At 69.2% G+C, this 25,476-nt stretch carries 27 protein-coding genes and 2 pseudogenes; 15 read left to right on the forward strand and 14 right to left on the reverse strand.

All coding sequences use genetic code 11. From position 1 onward, the window contains the following. Positions 1 to 71 precede the first annotated feature (71 nt). Positions 72 to 596 (forward strand): pyridoxamine 5'-phosphate oxidase family protein, encoded by a 525-nt coding sequence (locus HS041_RS27745; RefSeq protein WP_196443786.1) that lies wholly within the window; start codon positions 72 to 74, stop codon positions 594 to 596. Between the two features lie 240 nt (positions 597 to 836). Here HS041_RS27745 and HS041_RS27750 read toward each other — a convergent pair whose 3' ends face one another. Beyond that, positions 837 to 1,223, reverse strand: a complete 387-nt coding sequence (locus HS041_RS27750) for a group II intron maturase-specific domain-containing protein (protein ID WP_196443787.1) — start codon at positions 1,221 to 1,223, stop codon at positions 837 to 839. Positions 1,224 to 1,551: 328 nt separating this feature from the next. Between HS041_RS27750 and HS041_RS27755 the strand changes: the two genes are divergently transcribed. Next, positions 1,552 to 1,863, forward strand: coding sequence for a hypothetical protein (locus HS041_RS27755; RefSeq protein ID WP_196443788.1), 312 nt, complete (start codon positions 1,552 to 1,554; stop codon positions 1,861 to 1,863). 315 nt (positions 1,864 to 2,178) lie between these two features. Here HS041_RS27755 and HS041_RS27760 read toward each other — a convergent pair whose 3' ends face one another. Both HS041_RS27760 and HS041_RS27765 read right to left on the reverse strand, forming a co-directional pair. Next, entirely contained in the window at positions 2,179 to 2,418 is a 240-nt protein-coding gene (locus HS041_RS27760; RefSeq protein WP_196443789.1) for a hypothetical protein, read from the reverse strand. Between the two features lie 14 nt (positions 2,419 to 2,432). Continuing rightward, positions 2,433 to 2,618: pseudogene (locus tag HS041_RS27765) on the reverse strand (IS3 family transposase); the annotation flags it as partial. On the opposite strand from HS041_RS27765, the gene HS041_RS27770 reads away from it, so the two are divergent. Continuing rightward, positions 2,531 to 3,124, forward strand: a complete 594-nt coding sequence (locus tag HS041_RS27770; RefSeq protein WP_196443790.1) for a transposase — start codon at positions 2,531 to 2,533, stop codon at positions 3,122 to 3,124. The pseudogene HS041_RS27765 and the gene HS041_RS27770 overlap by 88 nt on opposite strands. A gap of 161 nt (positions 3,125 to 3,285) precedes the next feature. Here HS041_RS27770 and HS041_RS27775 read toward each other — a convergent pair whose 3' ends face one another. Then, positions 3,286 to 3,921 carry a TetR/AcrR family transcriptional regulator gene (locus tag HS041_RS27775; protein WP_196443791.1) on the reverse strand — a complete coding sequence of 212 codons (636 nt, stop codon included), beginning with the start codon at positions 3,919 to 3,921 and terminating at the stop codon, positions 3,286 to 3,288. An 85-nt stretch (positions 3,922 to 4,006) separates the two neighbouring features. Here HS041_RS27775 and HS041_RS27780 point away from each other — a divergent pair, with 85 nt between their 5' ends. Together HS041_RS27780 and HS041_RS27785 are read left to right on the forward strand one after the other, a co-directional pair. Beyond that, a complete protein-coding gene (locus HS041_RS27780; protein ID WP_196443792.1) occupies positions 4,007 to 4,780 on the forward strand; it encodes an SDR family oxidoreductase in 774 nt (257 codons plus the stop codon). 119 nt (positions 4,781 to 4,899) lie between these two features. Continuing rightward, positions 4,900 to 5,094, forward strand: a complete 195-nt coding sequence (locus HS041_RS27785) for a hypothetical protein (RefSeq protein WP_196443793.1) — start codon at positions 4,900 to 4,902, stop codon at positions 5,092 to 5,094. A 302-nt stretch (positions 5,095 to 5,396) separates the two neighbouring features. Here the strand turns inward: HS041_RS27785 and HS041_RS39500 are convergent, their stop codons facing one another. The 7 genes from HS041_RS39500 to HS041_RS27815 all read right to left on the reverse strand — a co-directional run bounded on the left by HS041_RS39500 (position 5,397) and on the right by HS041_RS27815 (position 14,774). Then, positions 5,397 to 5,531 carry a hypothetical protein gene (locus tag HS041_RS39500; RefSeq protein ID WP_255530087.1) on the reverse strand — a complete coding sequence of 45 codons (135 nt, stop codon included), beginning with the start codon at positions 5,529 to 5,531 and terminating at the stop codon, positions 5,397 to 5,399. Continuing rightward, complete coding sequence (locus HS041_RS27790; protein ID WP_196443794.1) at positions 5,528 to 6,520, reverse strand: magnesium and cobalt transport protein CorA; 993 nt, start codon at positions 6,518 to 6,520, stop codon at positions 5,528 to 5,530. Before HS041_RS27790 ends, HS041_RS39500 begins: the two co-directional genes overlap by 4 nt. Before the next feature lie 85 nt (positions 6,521 to 6,605). Beyond that, positions 6,606 to 7,961: a TrkH family potassium uptake protein gene (locus HS041_RS27795; protein WP_196443795.1), complete on the reverse strand. Its 1,356-nt coding sequence runs from the start codon at positions 7,959 to 7,961 to the stop codon at positions 6,606 to 6,608. Positions 7,962 to 8,189: 228 nt separating this feature from the next. Then, complete coding sequence (locus HS041_RS27800) at positions 8,190 to 10,127, reverse strand: amino acid transporter (protein WP_307845497.1); 1,938 nt, start codon at positions 10,125 to 10,127, stop codon at positions 8,190 to 8,192. A 111-nt stretch (positions 10,128 to 10,238) separates the two neighbouring features. Next, positions 10,239 to 10,907, reverse strand: a complete 669-nt coding sequence (locus tag HS041_RS27805; protein ID WP_196443796.1) for a response regulator — start codon at positions 10,905 to 10,907, stop codon at positions 10,239 to 10,241. Beyond that, entirely contained in the window at positions 10,904 to 13,465 is a 2,562-nt protein-coding gene (locus HS041_RS27810) for a DUF4118 domain-containing protein (protein ID WP_196443797.1), read from the reverse strand. The genes HS041_RS27805 and HS041_RS27810 overlap by 4 nt, the downstream gene beginning before the upstream one ends. A 490-nt stretch (positions 13,466 to 13,955) precedes the next feature. Then, a complete protein-coding gene (locus tag HS041_RS27815; RefSeq protein ID WP_196443798.1) occupies positions 13,956 to 14,774 on the reverse strand; it encodes a DUF4259 domain-containing protein in 819 nt (272 codons plus the stop codon). Positions 14,775 to 14,976: 202 nt separating this feature from the next. On the opposite strand from HS041_RS27815, the gene HS041_RS27820 reads away from it, so the two are divergent. The 3 genes from HS041_RS27820 to HS041_RS27830 are packed head-to-tail and all read left to right on the forward strand — an operon-like array spanning position 14,977 to position 16,671. Then, on the forward strand, positions 14,977 to 15,573 hold the full coding sequence (locus HS041_RS27820) for a recombinase family protein (RefSeq protein ID WP_196443799.1): 597 nt from the start codon (positions 14,977 to 14,979) through the stop codon (positions 15,571 to 15,573). Further along, on the forward strand, positions 15,570 to 16,490 hold the full coding sequence (locus HS041_RS27825) for a hypothetical protein (RefSeq protein WP_196443800.1): 921 nt from the start codon (positions 15,570 to 15,572) through the stop codon (positions 16,488 to 16,490). Before HS041_RS27820 ends, HS041_RS27825 begins: the two co-directional genes overlap by 4 nt. A 10-nt stretch (positions 16,491 to 16,500) precedes the next feature. After that, positions 16,501 to 16,671, forward strand: a complete 171-nt coding sequence (locus tag HS041_RS27830; RefSeq protein ID WP_196443801.1) for a hypothetical protein — start codon at positions 16,501 to 16,503, stop codon at positions 16,669 to 16,671. Between the two features lie 95 nt (positions 16,672 to 16,766). Here HS041_RS27830 and HS041_RS27835 read toward each other — a convergent pair whose 3' ends face one another. Continuing rightward, positions 16,767 to 17,084: a hypothetical protein gene (locus HS041_RS27835; RefSeq protein ID WP_196443802.1), complete on the reverse strand. Its 318-nt coding sequence runs from the start codon at positions 17,082 to 17,084 to the stop codon at positions 16,767 to 16,769. Positions 17,085 to 17,256: 172 nt separating this feature from the next. Between HS041_RS27835 and HS041_RS27845 the strand changes: the two are divergent. Then, positions 17,257 to 18,424, forward strand: a pseudogene (locus HS041_RS27845) (IS30 family transposase). An 11-nt stretch (positions 18,425 to 18,435) separates the two neighbouring features. Here HS041_RS27845 and HS041_RS27850 read toward each other — a convergent pair. Continuing rightward, the gene (locus HS041_RS27850) at positions 18,436 to 18,876 is read right to left on the reverse strand and encodes a DUF6578 domain-containing protein (protein WP_196443804.1); all 441 of its coding nucleotides are present in this window, start codon (positions 18,874 to 18,876) and stop codon (positions 18,436 to 18,438) included. Positions 18,877 to 19,311: 435 nt separating this feature from the next. On the opposite strand from HS041_RS27850, the gene HS041_RS27855 reads away from it, so the two are divergent. Both HS041_RS27855 and HS041_RS27865 read left to right on the forward strand, forming a co-directional pair. Then, the gene (locus tag HS041_RS27855; protein WP_196443805.1) at positions 19,312 to 19,920 is read left to right on the forward strand and encodes a recombinase family protein; all 609 of its coding nucleotides are present in this window, start codon (positions 19,312 to 19,314) and stop codon (positions 19,918 to 19,920) included. A gap of 103 nt (positions 19,921 to 20,023) precedes the next feature. Then, positions 20,024 to 21,483, forward strand: a protein-coding gene (locus tag HS041_RS27865) for an IS3 family transposase (protein WP_374058819.1) whose coding sequence is annotated in 2 segments (ribosomal slippage) — positions 20,024 to 20,363 and positions 20,363 to 21,483 — 1,461 coding nt in all. Because the reading frame shifts where the segments join, the coding sequence is not laid out codon by codon here. A gap of 6 nt (positions 21,484 to 21,489) precedes the next feature. Here HS041_RS27865 and HS041_RS40195 read toward each other — a convergent pair. Then, the gene (locus HS041_RS40195) at positions 21,490 to 21,900 is read right to left on the reverse strand and encodes a MerR family transcriptional regulator (RefSeq protein ID WP_196443806.1); all 411 of its coding nucleotides are present in this window, start codon (positions 21,898 to 21,900) and stop codon (positions 21,490 to 21,492) included. 154 nt (positions 21,901 to 22,054) lie between these two features. On the opposite strand from HS041_RS40195, the gene HS041_RS27875 reads away from it, so the two are divergent. From HS041_RS27875 to HS041_RS27890, 4 genes are read left to right on the forward strand one after another with little or no spacing between them, the layout of a single operon-like run. Beyond that, positions 22,055 to 22,585 (forward strand): hypothetical protein, encoded by a 531-nt coding sequence (locus HS041_RS27875; protein ID WP_196443807.1) that lies wholly within the window; start codon positions 22,055 to 22,057, stop codon positions 22,583 to 22,585. A gap of 51 nt (positions 22,586 to 22,636) precedes the next feature. Then, a complete protein-coding gene (locus HS041_RS27880) occupies positions 22,637 to 23,719 on the forward strand; it encodes a hypothetical protein (protein ID WP_196443808.1) in 1,083 nt (360 codons plus the stop codon). A 13-nt stretch (positions 23,720 to 23,732) separates the two neighbouring features. Continuing rightward, positions 23,733 to 24,713, forward strand: coding sequence for a phosphotransferase family protein (locus HS041_RS27885; protein ID WP_196443809.1), 981 nt, complete (start codon positions 23,733 to 23,735; stop codon positions 24,711 to 24,713). Further along, on the forward strand, positions 24,710 to 25,459 hold the full coding sequence (locus tag HS041_RS27890) for an SDR family NAD(P)-dependent oxidoreductase (RefSeq protein WP_196443810.1): 750 nt from the start codon (positions 24,710 to 24,712) through the stop codon (positions 25,457 to 25,459). Before HS041_RS27885 ends, HS041_RS27890 begins: the two co-directional genes overlap by 4 nt. The last annotated feature ends 17 nt before the right edge of the window (positions 25,460 to 25,476 follow it).

Genomic DNA, 25,476 nt, shown 5'->3' on the forward strand with positions numbered 1-25,476 from the left:
CTGCGCGCCCAGTTGCGAGTCTCGTTGCCGATTGCGCCTGCCGGAGAAGGGCGGGCAGGTAGGTTCTGGATATGGAGACCATCAATCTGGGTGAGGCGGATGGCCTGCCGCCGGTGGATTGGGCCGCCGTCATCGAGAAGCTTGATGCGGGGTCGACACCGCGACCGGATGCGGCGAACGCCCGCACGACGTGGCTGTGCACCATCAACGAGGACGGCAGCCCGCATGTGACCGCGGTCGGCGCTCTCTGGGTGGACGGCGCTTTCTGGTTCCAGACGGGCTCGGGCACGCGCAAGGGGCGCAACGTCGCGCGCGATCCGCGGTGTTCGGTCGCGGTGTCGATCCGCGACGCGGATGTCGTGATCGAGGGTGCCGCAGTGCGGATAATCGAGCCGGATGCGGTGGCGCGCATTGCCAAGGCGTGGGCGGACAACGGTTGGCCGGCGGAGCCCGATGAGAGCGGTTCGGGCATCATCGCCCCGTTCAATGCACCGTCGCAAGGACCACCGCCGTGGAACGTGTATCGCATCGAGCCACGCTCGGCGACGGTGGTCTCGGCGACGGAGCCGGGCGGCCTAACCCGCTTCCGCTTCTGACACGAAGAGTGCACGCCTCCCGTTGGGTAGTGCAGACCTGATACCTGGGTCGGGTGGCCGGGAGGAATCCCACCTTCCGGCTCCCACAGAACCGGACGTGACAGTCTCCCGTCATCCGGCTCTTATCACGCCTGGCCCCCAGAAACCGCAGGTCCAGCGCCAGGGCACGAACAACCGGGGATAACGGGCGGTCATCCCCTCCCAGCACGTCCTGGCTTTCTTGAACCCCCGCAGCCGTCTCTACTTCTTGCGGAGCCACCGCATCAGATAGGCGTTGATGCGGTGCAGGAAGGGATGCAGCGCGGAGCGGTAGAACGCCCTGTAGTACTGCATCCAGCCCCCGACGATCGGGTTGATCGCGCGGGCCAGCTCGGCAAGGCTGTGGCCGACGCGCCGGTGCAGTCGCCAGCGGCGCACCTGGACGCTGATTTTCTTCAGGGCGTCCTTGCTGATCGCGGGCAGGAAGTCGGTGAAGTTCCTGCCGTGACAGCTTCTCGCCTTGCGGGCGCGGAAGGTGAACCCCAAGAAGGTGAACGACACGTGCTCATATGAGCCTCGCCGGTTGCCGTCCTTGCAGTACACGATCCGGGTCTTGCCGGGGTGCAGCCGCAGCCCGACGCATTCCATCCCCTCCCTGTCAAAATAGACAGAGGTAACAAACAGGCATGAAACTCTGTGCTGAGGGTGGGGAAGGAGACATCCCTTCGTGGGAGCAAGCAAGCCGGATCCGGAGATCCTCGACCCTCAAGTGCGCGAATGGGGGAGTCCGCGCCCCTACTCCGCTGGGCGGATGAGGTTACCGGTACGCACAGGGTTGACGCGCCCGGGTCGGCGCGTATCTTTCGCTTAGGAAAGTTTCCTAAGCATTTCCTCTGCTGCACTTCCCCGGAATGAGGCGTGAACCGGGGCGTACGGAACATGAAACAGCCATCCGTCACCAATCCTAGGAGAGGGTATGAGAAGAACCCTGCGCGTCCTCGCCGCGACCATGCTCACAGCGGGAGCCGTTACCGTCGGATCGAGCATGCTGAGCCCGGCGTCGGCAGGAGTCGATGACTGCGACTACGCCGTCGGTCAGAACTCATTCTCCGCCCGATGTGCGACGAACGGTCCCGCCTACGAGTTCCGCGCGTGGGTCCAGTGTGTCAACGGCCGTAGGGACGGCGGCTGGGTGACGACCAACAGCGGCCAGTGGAGCACGGCGAGCTGCGGACCATGGTGGATCGATCGTCTGAGCTACGGCATGGACGTGCGCCCGCTGTCTTGACGCGGGGACGGCCACGCCGCCACGAGGGGCGATACCGCAGGGGCGTGGCCGACTGCGCTCGGCCACGCCCCTGCTGCAGGGTTTGGTCGTAGCGCAGAAAGGCGGCACAACCGGTCAGGTAGCGGATACAGGCGTCGATCTGGTGTGACGGCGATGTGCCGCGAGCGCGGTGGCCCGGGCCTTCAGCGCGCCGTGCTCTGCACCGCATTGGCGATCGTGGGGTGTTCACGAGTGGCCCTGACCTGCGGACAAGCCAGGGAATCGTTGATTGCTTTCCCAGGATGAAGATGATCGTTCCTCTGGCCGGCCGTGCACTCAAGGCCCAGGTGGGTGCCAGGAGGGGTCGCCGATGCGCGAGTGCCGCGCCTGGAACCAGTCGGTGGCGATGTCGGTTTCGGTGATCCGCCCGATCAGCGCCAAGGCGGAACTGACGCTCTCGTCTGCTTCCACGGGGTCGACGTCGTCATCGGTGACCTGGAAGCGCAGTCCGTCCATCAGGTGGTCGAGCGCGTGTGGATCGTCGCCGAACTGGAGTTGCCCCGGTTCGGTAGACACATCAGGGCTTTCGACTACGCGGCAGCATAGTCGAGATCTTGGGTGGCCTTGAGCGTGTGTCGGCGTTCGTATTCGGCGGGACTGAGCTGGCCATTGGCCGAGTGACGCCGGCGTGGGTTGTAGAACCCCTCGATGTAGGAGAACAGCGCCCGTTCGGCCTCTGACCGGGTGCGGAAGGTGCGCCGATCGATCAGCTCGCACTATCGCCTCCAAGATCTCAGCCGCCGACCAGGCCGCGGTCAAAGCCGCCTGCTGGGGCATCTTCGATCTTGCCGGCCTCGGCGACGTCACGCCCGGCCGGCAGCTGGTCGAACTGGTGCGGGCCCGCATCGACGCCTTCGCCGAGGCCTGGGGCCGCTCCTGCCCGGCGGCGGTCAGGAGCCTGCTGACCGACCGCCACAACCTGACCTCCTACCTGCGCTTCCCCGCCGAGCACCACAAGCGCGTGCGCCACTGCACCTTCATCGAGCGGACCTTCGGCGAGACCCGCCGCGTGAAGGTGATCGGCCGCTTCGCCGGCGAGACCTCGTGCGTGTCGCTGGTGCGGGCCGTCCTGGACCGGGCCTCACGGGGCTGGCGCGGCTTCACCACGACCCCGGCCGGACTGCGTGTTCCGCAGGACCTACGGCGCGCGCTGCTGCACCCGCCGACCCAGCTCCACCCCGCTTCGCAGACCGTCGTGACGACGGCTACCGAGGCCGCCTAAGATCAACCTACGGCACCTATCTCGTCGAGCCTTTTAACCGCTCCGAGGACGCAACCGGCGGTGTCGGCGTACTGGCTTGTGTGCAGAGGCGGGTACGGGTGGATGCGCAGAGGCCGCTGTGCCCATGCGACGGAGCAATGTCCGCAGGCTGGGGGCTCGGCTCAGTTCGGCGAGCTCCGGCCTGGCTCGGCCTCCGGCCAGGCAGCCATCGCCATATCGGCGATGGCTGCCAGTTCGGTCGCGTCGGCTCCATCGCGGGCGCGCTGTGACATCCCCTGGATGACGACGGCGAAATAACCGGCCAGGGCGCGAGGGTCGGCGCCGGGAGGGAGTTCGCCTTCCTGCTGGGCGGTACGCAGGCGGTCGTGGAAAACCATGAGGTTGGCGTTACGCAGGTCGCGCAGGAACACCGCTATCTCGGCGTCCTGGACTGTGACGTTGGTGGCGGCGCTGATGGTCAGGCAACCGGCCGGGTGGGAGGGATCGGGGTAGATCGCCGCCGCCTGGTGCAGGATTCGGGCGAACGCCCGGAAGGCGGTGGGCTCCTCCTTCAGGGCGATGCCGATGAACGCGCCGACGGACGAGCGCGCGTAGGCGTGCACCACCTCCTTGAACAGCGACCTCTTGTCACCGAAGGCGGCGTAGAGGCTGCCTGGGCGGATGCCCATCGCTTCGGTGAGCTCGTTGAGCGAGGTGGCCTCGTAGCCGCGCTCCCAAAACAGGCGCATGGCCTGCGTGAGGGCGGCGTCGCGATCGAACGTGCGCGGCCGTCCCCGTGGTGCACCCGTCTGGCCCATGCACTCATTGTAGAGCGATCGCTCAATAAGTTGTGCTAGCTTCTTTGTTGAGTAATCACTCAACAAAGAAGAGTGGAAGGACACCATGGGCGCACACGTGCTGAACGACAAGGTCGCGCTGGTCACCGGCGGCAGCCGAGGAATCGGCCGGGCCATCGCCGAGCGGCTCGGCAGGGACGGCGCCGTCGTGGCCGTCGCCTTCGCGCGCGACAAGGCCGCGGCCGACGAGGTCGTCGAGAAGATCGGCAAGGGCGGCGGCCGGGCGTTCGCGATCCAAGCCGAGCTGGGCAGGCACGGTGACGCAGCCGCGCTCTGGGCCGCCTTCGACGACCAGATCCAGCAGCACTCGCCCCGTGCGGGCGTCGACATCATCGTCAACAACGCCGGCATCGGCCGTAGCGCGGACCTGGTCTCACTCACCGAGGAAGGATTCGACGAGGTCTTCGCGGTGAACGTCCGGGCGCCGTTCTTCATCGTGCAGCACGGACTCGAGCGGCTGCGCGACGGCGGACGCATCATCAACATCTCCAGCGGCGCGGCCCGCCTGGCCATGCCGGAGATCATCGCCTACGGCTCCACGAAGGGCGCTTTGGACACCTTCACCCTCAACCTGGCCAAGCAGCTGGGTCCGCGAGGCATCACGGTCAACTCGGTGGCGCCCGGGATCGTCGATACTGACGTTAACGCGGGGTGGTTGCGCGGCAACTCGCAAGCCCAGGCCCACGCTGCGTCCCTGGCGGCCCTCGGCCGGATCGGACGACCTGACGACATCGCCGACATCGTGGCCTTCCTCGCCGCCGACGACGCCCGCTGGGTGACCGGCAGAGTGATCGACGCGACCGGCGGCGCCGGCCTGTGATGCCCCTCTCGGGCGGGAAGTGCCCGCCGTATCGCTCCCGCCCGAGACGATCACCCACCCCGCGGCGATGACGACTGCACAGCCGGGTGCTCTGCACGATCACTCGTACGCACCTCTGCATGTCAAGGGGCACGCCGACGGGCGGCGACTCCACGGTGTGGGTGTGGGACTTGGCCGCAGGTAAGCAGATCGGCCAGCCGCGCACCGGTCACACCGGCATCATCGGCGCATTGGCGGTCGGCCAGTTCGGCGGCCGGACCATCGCCGTCTCCGGTGACGGCAAGCTGCTGATGTGGAACCTCGGCCCGTCCTGATCGGTGGGGCGGTGCTGACTGTGGGCGCTGGATGCCTCGGTGGGCGCCGACGCGGGTGCGGTGGGGAAAGCAGGCGCCTGGTGTAGCGGTGGCCGTGGCCGATGAACCGCGCGCCGTCGCGTGAGCGCAATAGCGGCGGCCGCATGCAGGGCGTAGTCGGCATCACCGGGAACCAGGGTGGTGGCGTCGTCGGCGTGCTAGCCCTCCGGCGTGTCGACGTGCACGGGCACCACGAGGGAGCCGTCGGCGCGCTTAATCGCAGTCCACACAGCGTAGTCCGTGTGTGCGGGCGGTCTTTGAAGTCACGGCGAGAGGCCGCCGGCGGCCCGGGGGTCGAGCAGGATGAGGATGGTCAGCAGAACGATCCAGACGATGACCGCCGCCAGCAAGATCCTGCTCCAGGACAGGTGGCGGTGCGAGGGTTTCGGCGTCTTCACAGCCACCCGCTCTTGCGCAGCATCCGATAAACGATGATCACGGCGATGACCATGACGGTCAAACTGAAGGGATAGCCCAGCAGCCAGTGCAGCTCGGGCATGTGGTCGAAGTTCATGCCGTAGATCCCGGCGATCATGGTGGGGACAGCGATGAGGGCGGCCCACGAGGAGATCTTGCGCATGTCGGCGTTCTGCTGCATGGCCGCGGCGCTGTGCTCGCGGCCCACCAGCGCCAGGTGCGCGCTCAACGCGCTGGTCAGCAGCTCGTTGTGCTCATCGACCGCGGCGTCCACCCGCAGCAGATGGTCCAGCACGTCGCGGAACTGCTCCCGGGCGACCGAGCACAGCTCCACCCGGCCCTTGACGATCTCTTCCAGGACCGGCACCAGAGGGTCCTGGGCGGCGCGGAACTCCAGTACCTCACGTTTGAGGGAGTAGATGGCCTCGATGACGTCGGCGTCCTGGCCGCTGAAGACGCGCCGCTCCAGGGCGATCAGGTCGGCTTCGACCTCGTGGGAGATGCGCGAGTAGGTGTCGACGACCTGATCGCAGATCGCATACAGCACCCCGGCCGGGCCGGCGGCCAGCAGGTCAGGGTCGGATTCGATGCGCCGGCGCACTCCGGTCAGCGGGTTGGCCCGGCCGTGGCGGACGCTGATGACGAAGTCATCGCCGAGGAACAGGTTGATCTCGCCGACTTCGATGTCGGAGCCCTCTTCCACATACCGCAGCGGCTTGAGCACCACGAACAGGGTGTCGTCATAGCGCTCCAGCTTGGGCCGCTGGTGGGCGTGGATGGCGTCCTCGATGGCCAGGGGATGCAGCGTGACCTCGCTGGTGATCAGATCGAACTCCTCCTGGGTGGGGTCGTGCAGGCCGATCCAGAGAAAACAGTCGCCGTCGGCGCGGGCGGCGGCGAAGGCATCGCTGATGTCGCCGGTGATGGTCTCCCGCGCGCCGTCTCGGTAGATGGCCTTGTCCACAATCACATCAGGCATTGTGCCGGATGGGGCGATCCTCCCCTCTGCGGGAGGCCGATGCGTAGCAGCTGTCGGCGACCGCCCGGGGCCCGGCTCACCCGACGATGACTTTTTCCTCGGGCAGCTCGTAACGGCGGGTGCGAGTCTGGAGCGCCAGTGCGGAAAACAAAGTGGCCGGGCCGACCCGGCCGGCGAACATCAACGCCGCGACGAGCAGCTGCCCGGCCGGGGTGAGGTCGGCGGTGATGCCGGTGGACAGGCCCACCGTGGCGATGGCCGAGACCACCTCAAACAACACCGCATCGAGGCTGTGCGGGGTCAGCGCGAGCAGCGCGTAGGTACTGGCGGTGACCAGCCCCACGCCCAGCAGGGCGATGGCCAGCGCCTGGCGCTGTACGGTGGCGGCCAGGCGGCGGTGGCCGGCGTTGACGTGGGTCTCGCCGCGCAGCTCGGCCCAGAGCGCGTAGGCCAGCACGGCGAAGGTGGTGACCTTGATGCCGCCAGCGGTGCCGGCGCTGCCGCCGCCGATGAACATCAGCACGTCGGTGGCCAGCCAGCTGGTCGGGTACATCGCGGCGATGTCCAGGCTGTTGAATCCGGCGGTGCGGGGCATCACGCCGGTGAAGAGGCCGGCCAGCAGCTTGCCGCCCAGATCCATCGGCCCCAAGGTCTTGGGGTTGGCCCACTCGGTGATGGTGAAGGCCAGGAAGCCTAAGGCGAGCAGGACCAGCGTGGTGACGACGGTGATGCGGGTCAGCACCGACCACCGGCTCGGATGGCGCCAGGAGTGGCGCAGCTCGAAGATCACCGGAAAGCCCAGGCCGCCGATGATGACCGCCAGCGCGATCGGCAGGCAGATCCACCCATCGGTGGCAAAACGCATCAGGTTGTCGGGCCACAGGCCGAAGCCGGCGTTGTTGAACGCCGAGATCGCATGGAAGACTCCCAGATAGGCGGCCCGGCCGAACGGCTGGCCGTAGCCGAGCGCGAAGCGGGCAGTCAGCACCGCGGCGATGAGCGCCTCAGTCGCCAGGCTGAAGAGCACCACCTTGACGATCACCCGGCGCAGGTCGCTCATCTGCGGGGACCTGGTCTCGGCCTGGGCCCACATCCGGGCGCGCAGCCCGATTCGGCCGGAGATCATCATCGCGAACAGGGTGGCCAGCGTCATGATGCCCAAGCCTCCGGCCTGAATCAGCACCAAGATGACGGCCTCGCCGAAGACCGACCAGTGACCGGCGGTGTCGACGACCACCAGCCCGGTCACGCACACCGCCGAGATTGCGGTGAACAATGCGTCGATCAGCTTGGTGGCCTGCCCGGACTCGCTGGCCCACGGGCTGGCCAGCGCCGCGGTGCCGAGCACCGCGGCGACGGCGAACGCGGTCACGATGATCTGGGCCGGATGCTGGAAGCGGTCCAGCAGCACCTGAGAGGCGGAACGACGCATTGATTGGACCATCCTGTCGCTTGAGTCGCGCCTGGGCATCGGTGGGGTGATGACGACGGTTTGAAGGGGTGCCAGGTGTCGGTCGGCTGCGGGACCGCTTAGCGATCACGAAGACATGATCTGAGGTCGAGTTCTGGCGCCGCTCTGAAGGGGTCAATCCACGCGCGGACTGCCGGGAGACAGGTGTGATCAAAGGCGGGTGTAGTGAACGCCGCTGCCGGTGGCGGCTCAGCCGACATGGACCAGCGGGCGACGGGCGGGGTCAGGCTCGGCTTGGCGCAGTACCTCCCGGGTCAGCGGCGGGATGTCGCCGCCGCCGAAGACCAGGTAGCGCAGCAGCGCGCCGATCGGGTTGCCCTCGGCGGCCCAGTGGAAGTAGACGTGCGGCGTCTTGCCGGTCTCATCGCGCAGGTACAGCAGCAGTGCGGCGATGGCGTTGGCGATGGTCGGGCTCTCCATGCGCAGGATACGGAAACCGTGGCGTTCCTCGCCGATGACGCGCAGCTCGCTTTCGAACTCCGAGGCGTCCGGGACGGTCACCTCTAAAAAGATCAGGCCTTCGGCCGTGCGCAGCCGGTGCAGCCCCCAGGCCTCGCGGGCTTTGTCGACGTACTCCTTGCAGTCTCGGGCGTGCGGCTCGTTGGCGATCAGATGGATCTCCCCGGCCTCGTTGATGTAGCGCCGGGCGGCGTCATCCAGGCTGATGCGGGTGACGCGCAGTTCGGTGGAGCGGGTGGCCCGGGAGATCAACGAGGTGATCACGATGGCTAGCACGAACAGCAGCGCGATCACCAGGCCGTCGGGCCGCTCGATGATGTTGGCCACGGTGGCGTAGGTGAAGATCAGGCTGATGACGCCGAAGGGAACCGCGGCCCGGCGGCGGCCCGTGGTCCAGGCCGACAGGGTGACCGCGACCGCCGCCGACAAGATCAGCGCCAGCACGCCGGTGGCGTAGGCGCCGCCCTGGGATTCGACGTCGGCATTGAAGACCAGGGTGATGGCAAAAGAGATGGCGGTGAAGACCAGCACCATCGGCCGGGTGGCCCGGGACCAGTCCGGGGCCATGCCGTAGCGGGGCAGGTAGCGCGGGACGATGTTGAGCAGTCCGGCCAGCGCGGAGGCGCCGGCGAACCACAAGATGGCGATGGTGGAGAGGTCGTAGGCGGTGCCGAACCAGTCGCCCAGGAACTCGTGCGCGAGATAGGCCAGGGCGCGGCCGTTGGCGCGGCCGCCCTCGGCGAACTCCTCGGCCGGGATCAGCACGGTGGTGGCGACGCTGGAGGTGACCAGGAAGCCGCTCATGATGAGTGCGGCGGTGGTCAGCAGCTTCTTGGCCCCCGCGATGCGCCGCGTCAGATCACCCTTGACCAGCGGCATCACCGCCACTCCCGTCTCGAAACCGGACAGCCCCAGGGCGAGTTTCGGCATGACGTACAGCGAGACGGCGATCATCGCAATCGGGCTGGAGTGCTCGGCGGCCAGCGCGGCGCCCCAGTCGCCGACCAGGGCCGGCTCGGCCAGCACGTGCTGGACGGCCACCGCCACGACCACGACGTTCAAGACCAGGTAGACGGCGACCAGCACCACCGCGATGGAGATGGCCTCGCTGAAGCCGACCAAGAACACCCCGCCCAGGGCGGCGATCAGCGCCAGCGTCACCGGCACCTGCCAGCCGGACAGGAACTCGGGCACGAAGGGGTTGTGCAGCACGTGGGCGGTGGCGTCGGCGGCCGACAGCGTGATCGTCACGATGAACGCGGTGGCCACGAACCCGAGCAGGAACAGCACCAGCAGTTTGCCGCGCCAGCCGGGCAGCAGGCTCTCCAGCATCGACAGCGAGCCCAGCCCGTTGGGGCTCTGCCGGGCCACGGCCCGGTAGGTGGGCAGCGCGCCGAACAACGTCAGCGCCACCAGCAGCAGCGTGGCGACGGGGCTGAGCGCTCCGGCGGCCAGTGCGGCGATGCCCGGCTGGTAGCCGAGGGTGGAGAAGTAGTCCACACCGGTCAGGCACATCACCTGCCACCAGGTGTGCTGGTGGCCCGGTGCCTCCTGGTGGTGCGGGCCGGTGGTCTTGGCGTCCGAGCGCGGCAGGCCGTGCAGCAGCCATCGGCGCAGTGTGGACTCGCCGTGTGCGGATCCGGTCCTCGGCGGGGTCGATGTGTTCACCCCGGCCCACCCCCCCGTGGTCGATGTCACTTGTCGGTGTGTTCGTGTGGCGCGCATGGCGCGCTTCCTTCCGGAACTCGAAAGCGGTGGCCGTCTGACGAATGACCGGCCCTAGGGCGTGAACCGGTAGCCCATGCCGGGTTCGGTGATCAGATGGGCCGGGCGGGCGGGGTCGGGCTCCAGCTTCCGGCGCAGCTGGGCCATGTACTGGCGCAGGTAGTGGGTCTCCTTGGCGTAGCCGGCGCCCCACACCTCGGCGAGCATCTGGCGCTGGCTGATCAACCGGCCCGGGTTGCGTAGCAGCAGCTCCAGCAGGCGCCATTCGGTCGGGGTCAGCCGCACATCGCCGGAGACCGTCTTGGCGGCCAGATCGACCGTGCGCTCCCCGATCCGGAACTGCGCCGGCTGCGTCTCATGTGGTGAGGCGCGGCGGGTGACGGCCCGGATCCGAGCCAGGAGTTCTTCGATGTCGAACGGTTTGGTGACGTAGTCGTCGGCGCCGGCGTCCAAGGCGTCGATCTTGTCCTGGCTGCCCGCCCGGCCCGACAGCACGATGATCGGCACGGACGTCCAGCCGCGCAGGCCGTGAACCACTTCCACGCCGTCGATGTCGGGCAGGCCCAGATCCAGCACGACCACGTCGGGGTGGAATTGCGCGGCCTGGCGCAGCGCGGAGCCGCCGTCATCGGCCAGGGTGACTTCGTAGTGGCGGGCGGCCAGATTGATGCGCAGCGCCCGCAGCAGCTGCGGCTCGTCGTCGACGATCAGGACGCGGGTCACGCGTCCTCCTTCGCGGAGGCATGCTCCGCCGTGGGGGGGACGGGCATAGAAACGATCATGGTGAGTCCGCCTCCGGGGGTCTCGTCGGGAACCAGGGTGCCGCCCATGGCCTCGGTGAGCCCGCGCGCGAGTGCCAGGCCCAGGCCGACGCCGGTGTGGGTGTCGCGGTCGCCGAGGCGCTGAAAGGGCAGGAAGACCTGCTCACGGGCCGCGGGCGGGATGCCGGGTCCGCGGTCGATCACGCGGATCTCCACGCGGTCGCCGTACCGGCTGGCGGTGACCAGGACCTTGTGATCGGGCGGGCTGTGGCGGGCCGCGTTCGACATCAGGTTGACCAGCACGCGTTCCAGCAGGGCCGGATCGGCGACGATCTCAGGCAGGTCCAGAGGGATGTCGCCTTCGACGCGCTCGCGCAGTGGGCCCAGGGTGTCGATGGAATGCGGCACGATCTCCTCCAGCGCCACCGGATGTGCGGCCAGGCCGAGCACGCCGGCCTGCAGGCGGCTCATGTCGAGCAGGTTGGCCACCAGCCGGTCCAGCATGGCCAGGGATTCGGCGGCGGTGGCCAGGAGCTCGGCGCGGTCGTCGTCGCTCCAGTCGATCTCGGTGCTGCGCAGGCTGTCGACGGCCGCCTTGGCCGAGGCGAGCGGGGTGCGCAGGTCGTGGCTGACGGCGGCCAGCAGGGCGGTGCGCATCTTGTCGGCCTCGGCCAGCGGCCGGGCCCGCGCTGCCTCCTGCTGCAGGCGTTCCTGGCGCAGGGCGACAGCGGCCTCGGTGGCGAAGGCCTCCAGCACCCGGCGGTCGGAGGCCTTCAGCAGTCGCCCGCGGACCGCCAGCACCAGGGAGGCGTCGATGGCGACGTCGGTGTCGGCGGTGGCCGGGTGGGTGCAGGGCGGGCCGCCGGAGGTGGCCAGGATGCGCCAGGCTCCGGGATCACCGCGGTCTTCGAGGCCCGGCTCGCCGACGCGTTCCAGGAGCGTCACCGAGGTCAGGGCGAAGGTCTCGCGCAGCCGGGCCAGCAGGGAGGCCAGCGCGGCCTGGCCGCGCAGCACGTGCCCGGCCAGGGTGGACAGCACCTCGGCCTCCGCACCGGCGCGGGCGGCCTCTTCGGTCCGGCGGGCGGCCAGGTCGACGATGGTGCTGACCGTGACCGCGACCAGCACGAACACGATGAGCGCGAGCAGGTTGTCCGCATCGGCTACGAACAGGGTGTGCAGAGGCGGGGTGAAGAACCAGTTGAGCAGGGCGGATCCGCCCACGGCGGCGGTGATCGCCGGCCATCTGCCGCCGAGCAGGGCCACGCCGACGACCAGCAACAAAAACAGCAGGATCCTGCTGGACAGGCTCACCGCCCCGCCCAGCCAGACGAGTGCTGCGGCCAGGGCGGGCAGGCCGAGTGCGGTCAGGCACCACCCGGCGATCCGCCGGGTCCGGGAAATCCCGGCACGCGAGCGTGACGGTCGCCGCCGACCGGTGGCGGTCTGCTCGTGGGTGACCATGTGGACGTCGATGGAACCGGACAGCGCGATGGTCTCCACGCCGACGCCGCGAGAGCGCAGGCGGGCCAGCCGGCCGCGGCGGGAGGCGCCCAGCACCAGTTGGGTGGCGTTGACGCCGCGGGCGAAGTCCAGCAGCGCGCGCGCGACGTCGTCGCCCACCACCTGGTGGTAGGAGCCTCCGAGGGCTTCGACCAGCGTGCGCTGGCGGGCCAGATGGGCCGGACCCGCGTCGGCCAGGCCACCGCCCGCGCGGGTGACGTGCACGGCCAGCAGGTCGGCGCCCTTGGTCCGGCCGGCGATGCGGGCCGCCCGCCGGATCAGCGTCTCGCCCTCCGGACCGCCGGTGAGCGCCACCACGACCCGCTCCCGCGCCCCCCAGGGCGCGGCGATGCCGTGCTCGACGCGATAACGTTCCAGCTGCTCGTCGACTTTTCCCGCCACCCACAGCAGCGCCAGCTCCCGCAGCGCGGTCAGGTTCCCCTCGCGGAAGTAGTTCGACAGCGCCGCGTCGATCTCCTGCGGTGCGTAGACGTTGCCGTGCGCCAGGCGGCGGCGCAGTGCCTGGGGGGTCATGTCGACCAGCTCGACCTGTTCGGCCCGCCGTACGACCTCGTCCGGCACGGTCTCGTGCTGTGCCACTCCGGTGATCTGCCGCACCACGTCGCCGACCGACTCCAGGTGCTGGATGTTGACCGTGGAGACGACGTCGATGCCGGCGTCCAGGATCTCCTCGACGTCCTGCCAGCGCTTGGCGTTCTTCGACCCCGGAGCGTTGGTGTGAGCGAGCTCGTCGATGAGGGCGACTTCCGGCCGCCGGGCGATGACCGCCTCGGTGTCCAACTCGGTGAAGATCTCACCCCGATGGGCCAGGGTCTTGCGGGGGACGAGCTCCATGCCGTCCGACAGCCCGGCGGTGCGGGTACGGCCGTGGGTCTCCACCAGGCCAATGACCACATCCCTGCCGCGCTCCACCCCGCGACGCCCCTCGCTCAGCATCGCGAAGGTCTTGCCCACCCCCGGCGCCGCACCCAGGTAGACCCGCAGCCGCCCCCGTGGCATGCCGATCACCATTTCCCCGATCTCGAAACCTCGCCCAGCCCTCCAGGAGAAGGACCAAGACCCATGAAATAGCGATAATCGGAGCTTCCCCCGCATCTTGACGCTTTCTCTACGCCGCCGGAGGGGTTGTTGACGCGATCCATACGCGTCTTGCCGGCGCGCCCGGGCATGGGCCTGCGCGTCGGCAGGACCGGCCCGGTAGTGCTCGCGGCCGCCGTTGCGGGGCCTGGCGCACGCCACCGCTTTGCGCGAGTAAACGGCGGATGCGGTGCATGGAGGCGCCCAGTGCGCGGCCCATCACGTTGAACGACTCCCCGTTGCGCCATCGCCGCCAGATCTCGTCTTGCTGAGCGGGGGAGAACCCGTAGTCCCGCACACACACCTCCATGGCCCACATGATCATCCATGGGTGGTGCGTTGATCCCTTGAGGGTGCCACCACGACGAACGTGATCGATCGCTCCGCTTGCCGAGCCGGTGGCTTCGGGGTTTCAGTCAAAGGCGGGAAGCGAGGGAACAGCAGCGAGGCCGAGATAACGGCCTGCTGCGTTCAGAGCCGTACGGACATCGTCGGCGACCTGCTGTACGACGGAGTCCCCGCAGGCTTCAGGGGAGTGACCGAAGCCGATCCACACCTCGGCTGTGGTGCGGCCCCGGGAGATCCGCTCGCTGCAGGCGCCCGGTACGAGTTCCCCGAAGATGAGCAGTTCCTGTAGGCCCGCCGGGCGCCACCAGGCGAGCCACTGCGGTGACTCGTTGACGGCCCGGACGAGGCGTTCGGCGGCCTGGGCGTAGGCGCTGCCATGCGGCAGGCCGCGATCGGTGATGCTCCAGAACGCCTGCAGCCATTGCTTGCCGGGGTGGGAGTGGTCCGCGACGAACGGGGCGGCCGGCTCCTGCGGTTCCCCGTGCAGGGCCTTTCGGTAGGGGGCCAGGTGCTTCAGGAACTCCGGCCAGTCCGCGGCCCGGACCTCGCTGAGATAGTTGTCGTCGGCACGGGTGGCCAGATCGAACGCGACGGCGGCCAGCCGACGCAGGTCAGCGGAGACGGTGAAGGGGTTGCGGTCCAGCCAGTGATGAGCGACCTCATCGGGAGCGATTCCTGAGATGCGGGCTGCGACCAGGCAGGCGATCGCCAGGGCGGCCTCCACTTGGCCCTCCTCGGCGTAGTCCTCGTTGTCTCGGACGAACTCGTCGAGCACCTCGGTCATAGCCGCCGCGATGTCATCGCTTTCTTCCAGTTCCGCGATGGCGTCGGCGGCCTCGTCGCTGTCGAAGGGGCCCTCGAAGAAGGGCGTCTGGTCATCCATACCGCGACTCCTTCCCAAAGGGGCGATCAGGGTATGCGCAGGAGTCACGGTCATGTCCAGCGAGGTGGTGTACGCAAGTCGAACCTCCATCGGACACTCGTGATCTTGAAGAGCGGGCGGATGCGGCCTGCGCGGACGCCGTCTCATATAGGTGGTCCGGTGAACTGTCCGATGGAGGAGGGGTAAACGTTACACTTCCCGGGTGGCCGTCACCTTGATCGGATACGCCCGCTGCTCCACCGACGAGCAAGACCTCACCGCCCAGAAGGACATCCTGCTCGGGCTCGGGGTCGCCGCCGAGCGGATCTATCTCGACTACGGGCTCACCGGCACCAACCGGGCGCGGCCCGGACTTGATCAGGCCCTGGCCGCGGTGCGCGCCGGCGACACCCTCGTGGTGCCGAAACTCGATCGGCTGGCGCGCTCGGTGCCTGATGCCCGTGACATCGGCGACTCCCTCGCCACCCGCGGGGTACGGCTGTCGCTCGGCGGCACCCTGTATGACCCGCTCGACCCGATGGGCAAGATGTTCTTCAACATCCTGGCGACCGTCGCCGAGTTCGAAGTCGATCTGCTGCGCATGCGCACCCGCGAGGGCATGGCTGTGGCCCGCGCGAAGGGCAGGCTGCGCGGCAAGCAGCCCAAGCTGGGCGTGCGCCAGCAGAGCGAGCTGCGCCGCATGCACGGCACCGGTGAGTACACCATCGCCGACCTGGCGGAGCTGTTCTCGGTGTCGCGGCCGACGGTGTACCGGGTCCTTGCGCGGGTCGGCCGGGACCGTGCGGGCGGGGCGGCATGAGGCGCCGCGAGGCCGGGCTCGATCGGGACGTGGCCGCGCTCCTGGCGGCCAGGGCGTTCACCGAGATCCGGTACCTGGCCGGGGACACCCGGCAGGCACCGGAAGACGGCTGTCCTGACGATGATCTGGACCGCATCAGGTTCCTGGCCAACCTGGGCCACAACCTGCCGGGGATCGCGCGGCCACGCCGCCCCTGGCGGCCGTCCCGCAGGGGCACGCGCGGCAGTGGTCGTCAGCAGGCGATGGCGAAACGGCCGATGGGCTGGGCCTGGCACACCACTGGCCCGGAAGGGCGCGCCTGGATGCTGCGTCACATCGAACAGGCCGGGCTTCGCTGGACGCCACCGCCGCCGCTCCCGGCCAATCGCAAGGGCCCGTTCCCCATGACGCTGCGGCAGCGCATCGGCGTCCTGCTGGGGCGCTGGCCGGTCAGAACCCCGGCCGGTCAGCGGCCGCTGCCCGCGCAGGCGCGTGTCCTCAAGGAACTCGACACCGACACCGTCTGCGCCCTGTACGAGGAGGCCGGACGGCTCCGGCTCGGCCTCGGTAAAGGCGGGCCCTGGCTACGGGCCCACCTGGACCCCGACGGCGTCCACTACCTGGTGCCGGATCCGGCGGACTACTACTGGCCTGGCCGCTCGGACGGCCGAGGCGAACAGATCCGTTGGTGGCAGTGCACCGCGCTCCTGCGGATGCAGGACGGCGAACAGGTCACCGGGATGCTCGCCGTCCTGCCCGACACGTTCACCGCCCTGCCCTCGACCCTGCGCCGAAGCCGGCAACTGCGGCTGGTCCACCTCGTCCGCGCCACCGAACGCGACACCTACCTGTGGGGCCGCGACCACAAGGCCGCATGCGGCCCGCAGCGCTGCGGCTACGCCCCGGAGGACAACGATCCGGAGGCGGCCGGTGAGTAGGAGACGGTACGTGGCCCGAGGAGTGCCGGGCGGCTATCGCATCTGGGACACCCGGGCCCGCCGATGGTGGGGGGATCTCTACGAGTTGTGCCCCGACGATCTGCTGGCCGAGCTGAACGGCGACGCGGATTACGAGAAGATCACCGCTCTGCTCAAGAGATACCGGGCTCTCAAGCGCTGAGCCGGCGTCTGCTCTGCTTCCCCTGCGGACGGGCCGACGGCGGCATCGGGATGAGCAGGTCACCCACCCCTGCCGGCGACCGATGCCCGCGAGCCTCAGCACCATTCCTCGATGTAGAGCAGGCGCAGGCCGGTTTCATCGCCGAACTCGTAGCCCATGTACACGATGTCAGAGTCGGCAGACGCAGTCGTGAATGCGTAGTTTCGGCGTACCAGCTCCGACAGGGCACTCAGCTCCCCGTCCGGAACCCACCGCAGGTCGAAACCACCGGATTCACCCAGCAGGACCGGGACATCGCGGCGGCGCATCAGGCTTCGGACGGTCCTGGGGTCAAGTCTGCGCCTCCGTACGCGCCAGGTGCGACCATCGGGATCGGTCAGTTCACCCGAAGAACCGGGGCTCAAGCCAGCCATGCCACGAGTCTCGCCTACTTGGCCCAGTACTCCCGAAGCCGCGCCGAGCCGCAAAGTAGCTGAGGGTAATCGTCTTCACGCTCTGCGATCGTCTTGGGCTTCAAATAACGATGGCAGCCTCAATGGATCAATGCATCACCCATGGATGATCATGTGGGCCATGGAGGTGTGTGTGCGGGACTACGGGTTCTCCCCTGCTCAGCAAGACGAGATCTGGCGGCGCTGGCGCAACGGGGAGTCGTTCAACGCGATGAGCCGCGCACTGGGCGCCCCCATGCATCACGTCCGGCGTTTTCTGGCGCAGAGCGGTGGCGTGCGCCAGGCACCGCAGCGACGTTGCGCACGGCACCTGACCGCCGTCGAACGCGAGGAGATCTCCCGGGGCATCGCCGCGGGGATGTCCGCCCGGCGGCTGGCCACGCGGCTGGGCAGGGCCTCCTCGACGATCTCCCGGGAGATCACCCGCAGGCGGCGGCCGTGAAAACTACCGGGCCGGTCCTGCCGACGCGCAGGCCTATGCGCGGGCACGGCGGCCGAAACCCGCCAAGCTGGCCCGGCATCCGGCACTGCGAGCGGCGGTGGAGGCGAAACTGGCCCTGTGCTGGTCGCCGGAGCAGATCTCCGGCTGGCTGCGCCGGCACCACCTGCACGACTCCGGCATGTGGATCTCACACGAGGCGATCTACCTGTCGCTGTTCGATCCGCGCCGCCGCCGCGCGATCGACCGCACCCTGACCCAGCGGCTGCGCACCGCCCGCCCGATCCGCCAGCCGAAAGCGGCCCGCCGGCCCAGCGGCCGCGGCGTCCTGCGCGACATGGTCCCGCTCAGCGCCCGACCGGCCGAGGCCGACAACCGTACGGTGCCCGGTCATTGGGAGGGGGACCTGGTGATGGGCAGCCGCCCGTCGGCCATCGCCACGCTGGTCGAGCGCACCAGCCGCTACACCTGCCTGGTCGCGCTGCCCGACGGTATCAAGGCCGAGCAGGTCCGCCCCTATCTGAGCGGCAGCATCCTGGCCGTTCCGGAGCGGCTGCGGCGCTCGCTGACCTGGGACCGCGGCCGGGAGATGGCCGAGCGCCGCGCCTTCAGCGCCGCGACGGGCATGCCGGTCTACTTCTGCAAGCCGCGCAGCCCGTGGCAGCGGGGCACCAACGAGAACACCAACCGGCTGCTGCGCCAGTACCTGGCCAAGAACGCCGATCTGCGCGTCTTCACGCAAGCAGACCTGGATGCCATCGCGGCCGAGCTCAACGACCGCCCTCGGAAGATGCACGGCTACCGCAGCCCGGCGGAGGTCTACGCTGAGATCTTGAACAGCGGTGATGCGTTGATCCCCTGAGACCGCCATCGTTATTGGGACACAGTCAAGTGCACCAGGTAGCCGACGAACTCCAGCTCGCCGAGGTCGGGCGTCCATCCGTCAGCGAAATCCAGCGCAGACAGCACAGCCGAACCCGCGACCGGGTACAAGATGCAGGGGTCTGCTTTGGCTCCTGAGGCATATCGGCAACGAACCGCAGTGATCGCGGCCACGGTCCCCCTGGTGGCCGGCATATCATCCGACAGGCCACTGTGGTGCCCTCCGGTCGTAGCGACCACAGCGACGATCTCCTCTTTCGGTAGCACAGCCAGGAACTCGTCATCGACAGGGCCCAGCCGCCACGAAACGTACGATCCGATGCTGAACGGATCACCGCAACACTCCATCAGCCAGCGATTGACCCATACGATGAGATCCATACCGTCAGTGTGGTCGTCAATACGGTTCGAGGACATCCGGGCCAGTTCCATGTGCCTATTAAACGACCGTCCCGAAAACGTTCGCCCTGGGACGGCCCGCAGGATCCCTCCCAGGGCGATGTTTGTCGATTCCCGAAGTCGTGTTCACGAGCGACCAGGCGTTTCGTGGCCGATTGCAGGGGACTTCGGAACTTTCTGATTCCTGTAGTCCCGTGCACGACGGGTCGATCCTGTCCGTACTCGTGTGCACGGCCCGTCGGCTCCGCCGTTTCCGCGGGATGAGCCGCGGCCGGGAATCGAGCGTCTCTTGGGAGTCCGGCCCGCGACCGCCCGGTGTTCCACTTCCAAGGAAGTGGAACAATCCGCGGCGCCGGCGATCCCGGGCCGGGAAACCGGACACCGCCGGACACGCATCGTTCCGGAAGTCGTTCCACAAGAAACGTTCCAGAAAGGACGTACGAAGACGAATTACGGTACGCTCGGAGCATGGGAACCGGCAACGATCACCCTCAGGGCGGCATGGAACTCGGCTACGCCCGCGTCTCCACCACCAAGCAGTCCCTGGAACGCCAACTCGACGCCCTGACCGCCGCCGGGATCGGCGACGAACGGATCTACCTCGACAAGAAGACCGGCACCACCGTCGACCGCGACGGACTGAAGGCCCTGCTGGCCTACGCCCGGCCCGGCGACACCATCGTCGTCCACACCCTGGACCGGCTCGGCCGCAACCTGCGCGAGGTCCTCAACCTGGTGCACGACCTGGCCGAGCGCGGCATCGGTGTGCGATCTCTGGCCGACCCGCTGCCGATCAACACCACCGACGAGGGCATGGGCCGCATCGCCTTCCTGTTGCTGGCCCTGTTCGCCGAGATGGAACGTACCTTCACCGCCGAGCGTGCCGCCCACGCCCGCGCCGTGGCCGAAGCCTCCGGCCGCCAGGTCGGCCGCCCCGTCGCCCACCCCGAAGACAAGATCGAGTACGCCCAGCTCCTGAAGGCTCAGGGCGATTCCCTCGGTGTCATCGCCGCCAAGACCGGTATCCCCAAGACCTCCCTGCACCGCTACCTCGGCACCGACCAGATCAACCGGTGAAGCCGACTTCGGGAATCAGTGCAGACCCTTCCTGTCAAAATGGGTAGAGGTGGAAAACAAGCACGAAACTCTGTCGTGAGGGCGGGGAAGGAGACATCCCCTCGTGGACGCACAGCAACCAGAGCACGAGGTTCCCGACCCTGAGGTACGCGAACGGCCCGTGGCCCGTCGCTACAGCGCGGCCTACAAGGCCCGGATCCTGGCCGAGTACGAGCAGCTCGACAAGGCCGGCAAGGGCGCGCTGATGCGCCGCGAGGGCCTGTACTCCTCGCTGATCTCCGGCTGGAGAACGGCCCGCGACCACGGCGCGGCCCAAGCGCTGGCCCGGCCGGTCGGACGCCCGAAGGCCGACCCGAGGGACAAGAAGATCGAGGCCCTGGAAGGGGAGATCGAACGGCTGCGCGCCGAACTCGGCACGACCCGCCAGGTGATCGAGGTGCAGGGAAAACTCTTCGCACTGCTGGATCAGCTCGCCACCAGCAGCGAGACACCGGATCGGGGCGAGAAGTAGAGGCGGCCCGCCTGATCGAGCAGGCCCAGTACGCGGCGGTCACCGAACTGGAGCCGGTCATCGGCCGCAAGCAGGCGCTGGCCGCGTACGGTGTCGCGCAGGCCACCTGGTACCGCCGCCACCGCAAGAGCCCGCTGCCCGAGCGGCCCGCCCGAGCGCGCCGACCGCACCCGGCCACCCTCAGCCCGGCCGAATGCGAGCACATCCGCGGCCTGCTCAACAGCGAGCGATTCTGGGACCGCTCGCCGACGTCGGTCTACTACATGCTGCTGGATGAAGGGCTCTACCTGGCCTCGGAGTCGACGTTCTACCGGATTCTGCGGCGCCATGGCGAGGTCGGCCGCGATCGCCGCCGCCAGGCCACGCCTGCGAACGCCTCGGTCCCGCACCTGTTCGCCGATGCGCCCAACCGGGTGTGGGCCTGGGACATCACCAAGCTGCGCGGCCCGGACAAGGGCATCTGGTACCACCTGTACACGATCATCGACATCCACAGCCGCTACGTCGTGGGCTGGATGGTCGCCACCCGTGAGTCCGCGACCCTGGCCAGGCGCCTGATCACGGCCACCGCCCGCGCCCAGGGCATCGACGAGGGCACTTTGACGCTGCACGCCGACCGGGGCAGCTCGATGAGGTCCAAGACCGTCGCCGAGTTGCTCATCGACCTGGGCGTGGCCAAGTCCCACTCCCGTCCGCGCACCAGCAACGACAACCCGTACATCGAGGCGAGTTTCAAGACCCTGAAGTACTGTCCAGAGTTCCCGGGCCGGTTCGGCTCCAAAGAGCATGCCCGCCAGTTCTGCGCCGGGTTCTACCGCTGGTACAACCATGATCACTACCATTCCGGGATCAAGTACCAGCATCCCGTCGATGTGCACTACGGCCGCGCCGCGGCCGTGCGCGACCAGCGTGCCGCGGTCCTGGCCGCCGCGCACGCGGCCCGTCCCGAGCGTTTCCCCCACGGCCCGCCCACTCCACCGGCCCTGCCCGGACCCGCGTGGATCAACAAACCCCGACCAGAGCCCGAAACAGATAACCGGGCACAGAATTAACTGAAGCTAACAACCTAAGATCATTTGACAGGTTCCGGCACCGAGCATCTCCAGTTGCTCCTCCGGTGTCACCTTCAGTCCCTTCGCCCGTGCCTCGAGTTCCCTGTCGATGGCCGCCACCATGGCGTCAGCGCGATCACGCCGCTCCAGCAGCAGGCCGCGCAGTTGGCGCAGGTGCGCGACCGCGTCGGTGGACGGGTCGTCGACCAGTTCCGCAACCTCCCGCAGCCCGAAGCCCAACCGCCGGTAGGCCAGCACCTCTCGCAGCCGTCCCACGTCGCCCGCCGAATAGGCCCGGTACCCGGCTGCGGTCCGCGCCGACGGCCGGACGAGCCTGATCTCGTCGTAGTGATGCAGCGTGCGGACGCTCACGCCGGCCAGCTCGGCCACGTGTCCCACGGTCCAGTGATCCTCCACGGCACCGACTATGCAGCCTGACGCCACGTGAAGGTCAAGAACCTCGCACACATGGCAGCAAGGGCCGAACACGAAGCAGCGGTCCGAGGCGACCCGGAGCGCTACCTGCGGCGCGATGAGGTGGCCGCCTACCTGAGTGCTACGCCGCTGCCGGGTGATCGCTCGGGCGTCCACGCCCGAGGTGGCGGCGCAGTTCGTCCCGTACGTCGACCGGGTGGTCACCGGGGACGAGCCGGACCTGATCCACCTGGCCGATCCCGCTATCGCGCCTGCCGCGGCGGCGCTGACCGACCCGGGCGTGACGGTGCTGGCCACGCCTGCGGTGCTGGTGGCCGCAGGGCTGGGCTGGTTCCAGCGGGTCATCGAGGCGGTGACGCCGACCGGACCGCCTCCCGGGCTGCGGGAGGTCACCGCCGATCCGCGGGGCTGGCCGCAGTGGTGGTGGGGCCTGCTCGTCGGGTTCGGCATGATCGGTGCCGGGCTCGGTGCCGCCCTGATCACGATCGGGCCGCTGCTGCTCTGGTACGACGAGGGCTACCTCGGCATGGACCGCCGTCACCTCGACGCCGTCAACCAGAACCTGGCGCCCTTCCTGCAGCACGACCGGATCACGATGGCCGGCACCATGGTGGCGATCGGCGTGCTGTACGCCGGACTGGCGTGGGGTGGCCTGCGGCAGGGATGAAGGTGGGCTCGCAAGGCATATCTCGTCTCCGGTCTGGTCGCTTTCTCCACCTTGTTCTATTTCTTGGGCACCGGCTTCGTGGAGCCCTTGCACACCGCGGTCACGGTGGTGCTGTTTCCGATGTTCCTGCTGGCCACCTGGCGCAGGCCGATGCCGCCCCGGTGGAGGATCCGCCCGGAAGGACCAGAGCGGCTGCGGCGGCGCGCCCTCGTCGGGCAGCTTTTGATGATCGCGGTCGGCCTCGGTCTGTTCGCCGGAGGAGCCGTCGTCTCCGTCGTGGGCCTCACGGGGGTCTTCGTCCCCACCGACCTGACATTCCTGGGCACCGACGCCGACCGCCTGCATGCGGTCAACCCCCGGCTGCTGCCGTTCGTCGCCCACGACCGCGCCGGCTTCGGCGGCACCCTCATGGCCGCCGGGGTGGCGCCGTTGCTGCGGCTGCTGCGGGCGATCCTCCGCCGCACCCTGTCGCAGGCCGGTGAGCTGTTCATCGAGGCGGCCGTGCTCGCCGCCGACGGCCACGGCATGGCGTTGGCCGGCCGGTCGCGCACCGGAAAAACCAGTCTCCTGCTCGCCTCCCTGCACCGGTACGGCGGGCACCTGGTCGCCAACGACGACGCCTCCCTGCTGCCGATCGCCCCCGGGCAGGTGTGGGCGCGCGGCTACCCGCGCAGCGTCACCATCCGCGGCGACACTCTGCCCTATCTCGGCGCGGCCGCCCCCGCCCTACTCCGCGCCGAGGCAACCTCACCCCCCGGCCACCGCGGCCCGACGGTAACCCTGGACGCCGGCGTCGCGGCACGCGCCCTGAACGCCCGGCTGGCCAGCCACGTGCCGTTGCGGGCGCTGGTGCTGCCCGTGTTCGCCGCGCCCGGCGAGGATGTGGTGCTGCGCCGTCTGAGCGCCAGGCAGGCCACCGCCGCGCTGCAGCCGCTGCTGGGGCCTTGCGACCCGTACGAGACGTGGCTGGAGCCGCTCATCCCAGAGCGCCCGCCGCCTCCCGGCTACGCGGCCCGCCTGGCCGCTGCCGTACCGGTGTGGAGACTGCGCCATGCCCTGCCCGCCCTGCCGTACACCGTTGACCGGCTCGTTGAGCTCCTGGCCGTTCAGGAGCAGACGCCGTGCCCCGACTGAGAAAGGGATCCCGATGGCGCCCCCCGCCCCACCCCCGGACGCGATACCCCTGGACACGGTCCGCCGCACCTTCACCGCTCTGACCGGTGAGCACGCCGATGACGTGGCCGCCCTGCCGCCCGGCTACGGCCATCTGTCGTGGCAGGTGGCCACCGGCACCGGCCGCTACCTGATCAAGACCGCGATCCGCAACGCCGGTGTGACCGCCCTGTTCCGGCAAGTCACCGCCCAGCAGGCCGCCGCGACCGGCGGCGTCAGCACGCCGCTGGTCGTCGCCGCCAGCGCCACCGGCGGCCCCCTGAAGCGGCCCTGCTACGTGCAGACCTGGATCGACGGCATCGACGCCGCCACCGCCCTGCAGCAGACGCCGGTCGATGCCGCCGCACTCGGGTCCGCGTTCGGCCGCACGGTGGCCGGCCTGCACCGCATCCGCGGGCCCCGCGTCGCCGACGACTGCGCCGCCACCACCAGTTACCCCACCTGGCGTCACGCCTGCACCGCCCGCCTGGACCGCATGATCCGATCCAACCGGGAGGCCGCCGTCCTGTCGGAGGAGATCCTGCGGCCGGTCGCCGACCGGCTCACCGCGATGATCGGCGCCCTGCCGGACGACATCGGTCCCCGCCTGATCCACCGTGACCTGTACCTGCCGAACGTGCTGCTGACCGGCCCCGTCGGCGATACTCCGCAAGTGGCGCTGCTGGACTGGGAGTCGGCCGCGTTCGGCGATCCGGTGTGGGACTTCGTGAAGCTCACCATGTGGGTGTTCGACCGGCACCCTCTCCTGCACCTGCCGTTCCTGGAGGGCTACACCGCCACCGCGCCGCTACCAGGCGATTTCGAGCGGCGGCTGCTCACCTACCAGGGCATCGAATACCTGGCGGCGTTCCCGTACTTCGGCCGCCGCTGGCCCGACGCCGCCATGCTGGAGGGCTTCCGCAAGCTCCTGGCCGCGTGGATGGACAGCGCCGGCCTGGACGGAGCCCGCCCATGACCAGCACCGCCACGGGCCCGGTCGTCCTGGTCACCGGCGGCAGCAGCGGCATCGGCGCCGGCGTCGTGCGGCGCCTGCACGCCGACGGCCACCGGATCCTCGCCACCAGCCACCGCCATCCCGAACGCGCCCAGGCGCTGCTCACCGACCTCGACCCGGCGGGGCGCACGCTGGCGTTCACTCCCGCCGACCTGTCGGCCCCGGCCGGCACCGCTGAGGATCTCGTGGAGCGGGCGGTGGCCCGCTATGGCCGCCTGGACGCGCTCGTGCACTGCGCCGCCACCGTTGACATCACCCCCGCCGCCGAGCTGACCGCCGCCCGCTTCACCGACGTGCTGACCACCAACGTGGTCGCCGCGTTCCTGCTGGCCCGCGCCGCCGCCGCCCACCCCCACCTGGGTGCGGTGGTGTTCGTGTCGTCGGTCGCGGCCCGCTTCACCGGCCCCGATTCGGCCGCCTACGAAGCCTCCAAAGCCGCACTGTCGATGCTGACGCGCACCCTGGCCGCCGAGTACGCGCCCCGCGTCCGCATCAACGCCGTCGCCCCCGGCGCCATCGATGTGGAACGCACCCTCGCCGACCCCGCCTGGCCGCGCGACATGCTCGCCCGGCGTATCCCGCTCGGCCGCGTCGGCACGCCCGCCGACGTTGCCGCCGCCATCGCCGTCCTGCTCGGTGACGACGCCCGCTACCTGACCGGGCAGATCCTCACCGTCGACGGCGGCTTGGCCCTGAGCCTGACCTGAAAGAGGAGATGTTTTCT

It is taken from the genome of Planomonospora sp. ID67723, from assembly GCF_015711605.1.
Lineage (GTDB): Bacteria > Actinomycetota > Actinomycetes > Streptosporangiales > Streptosporangiaceae > Planomonospora_A.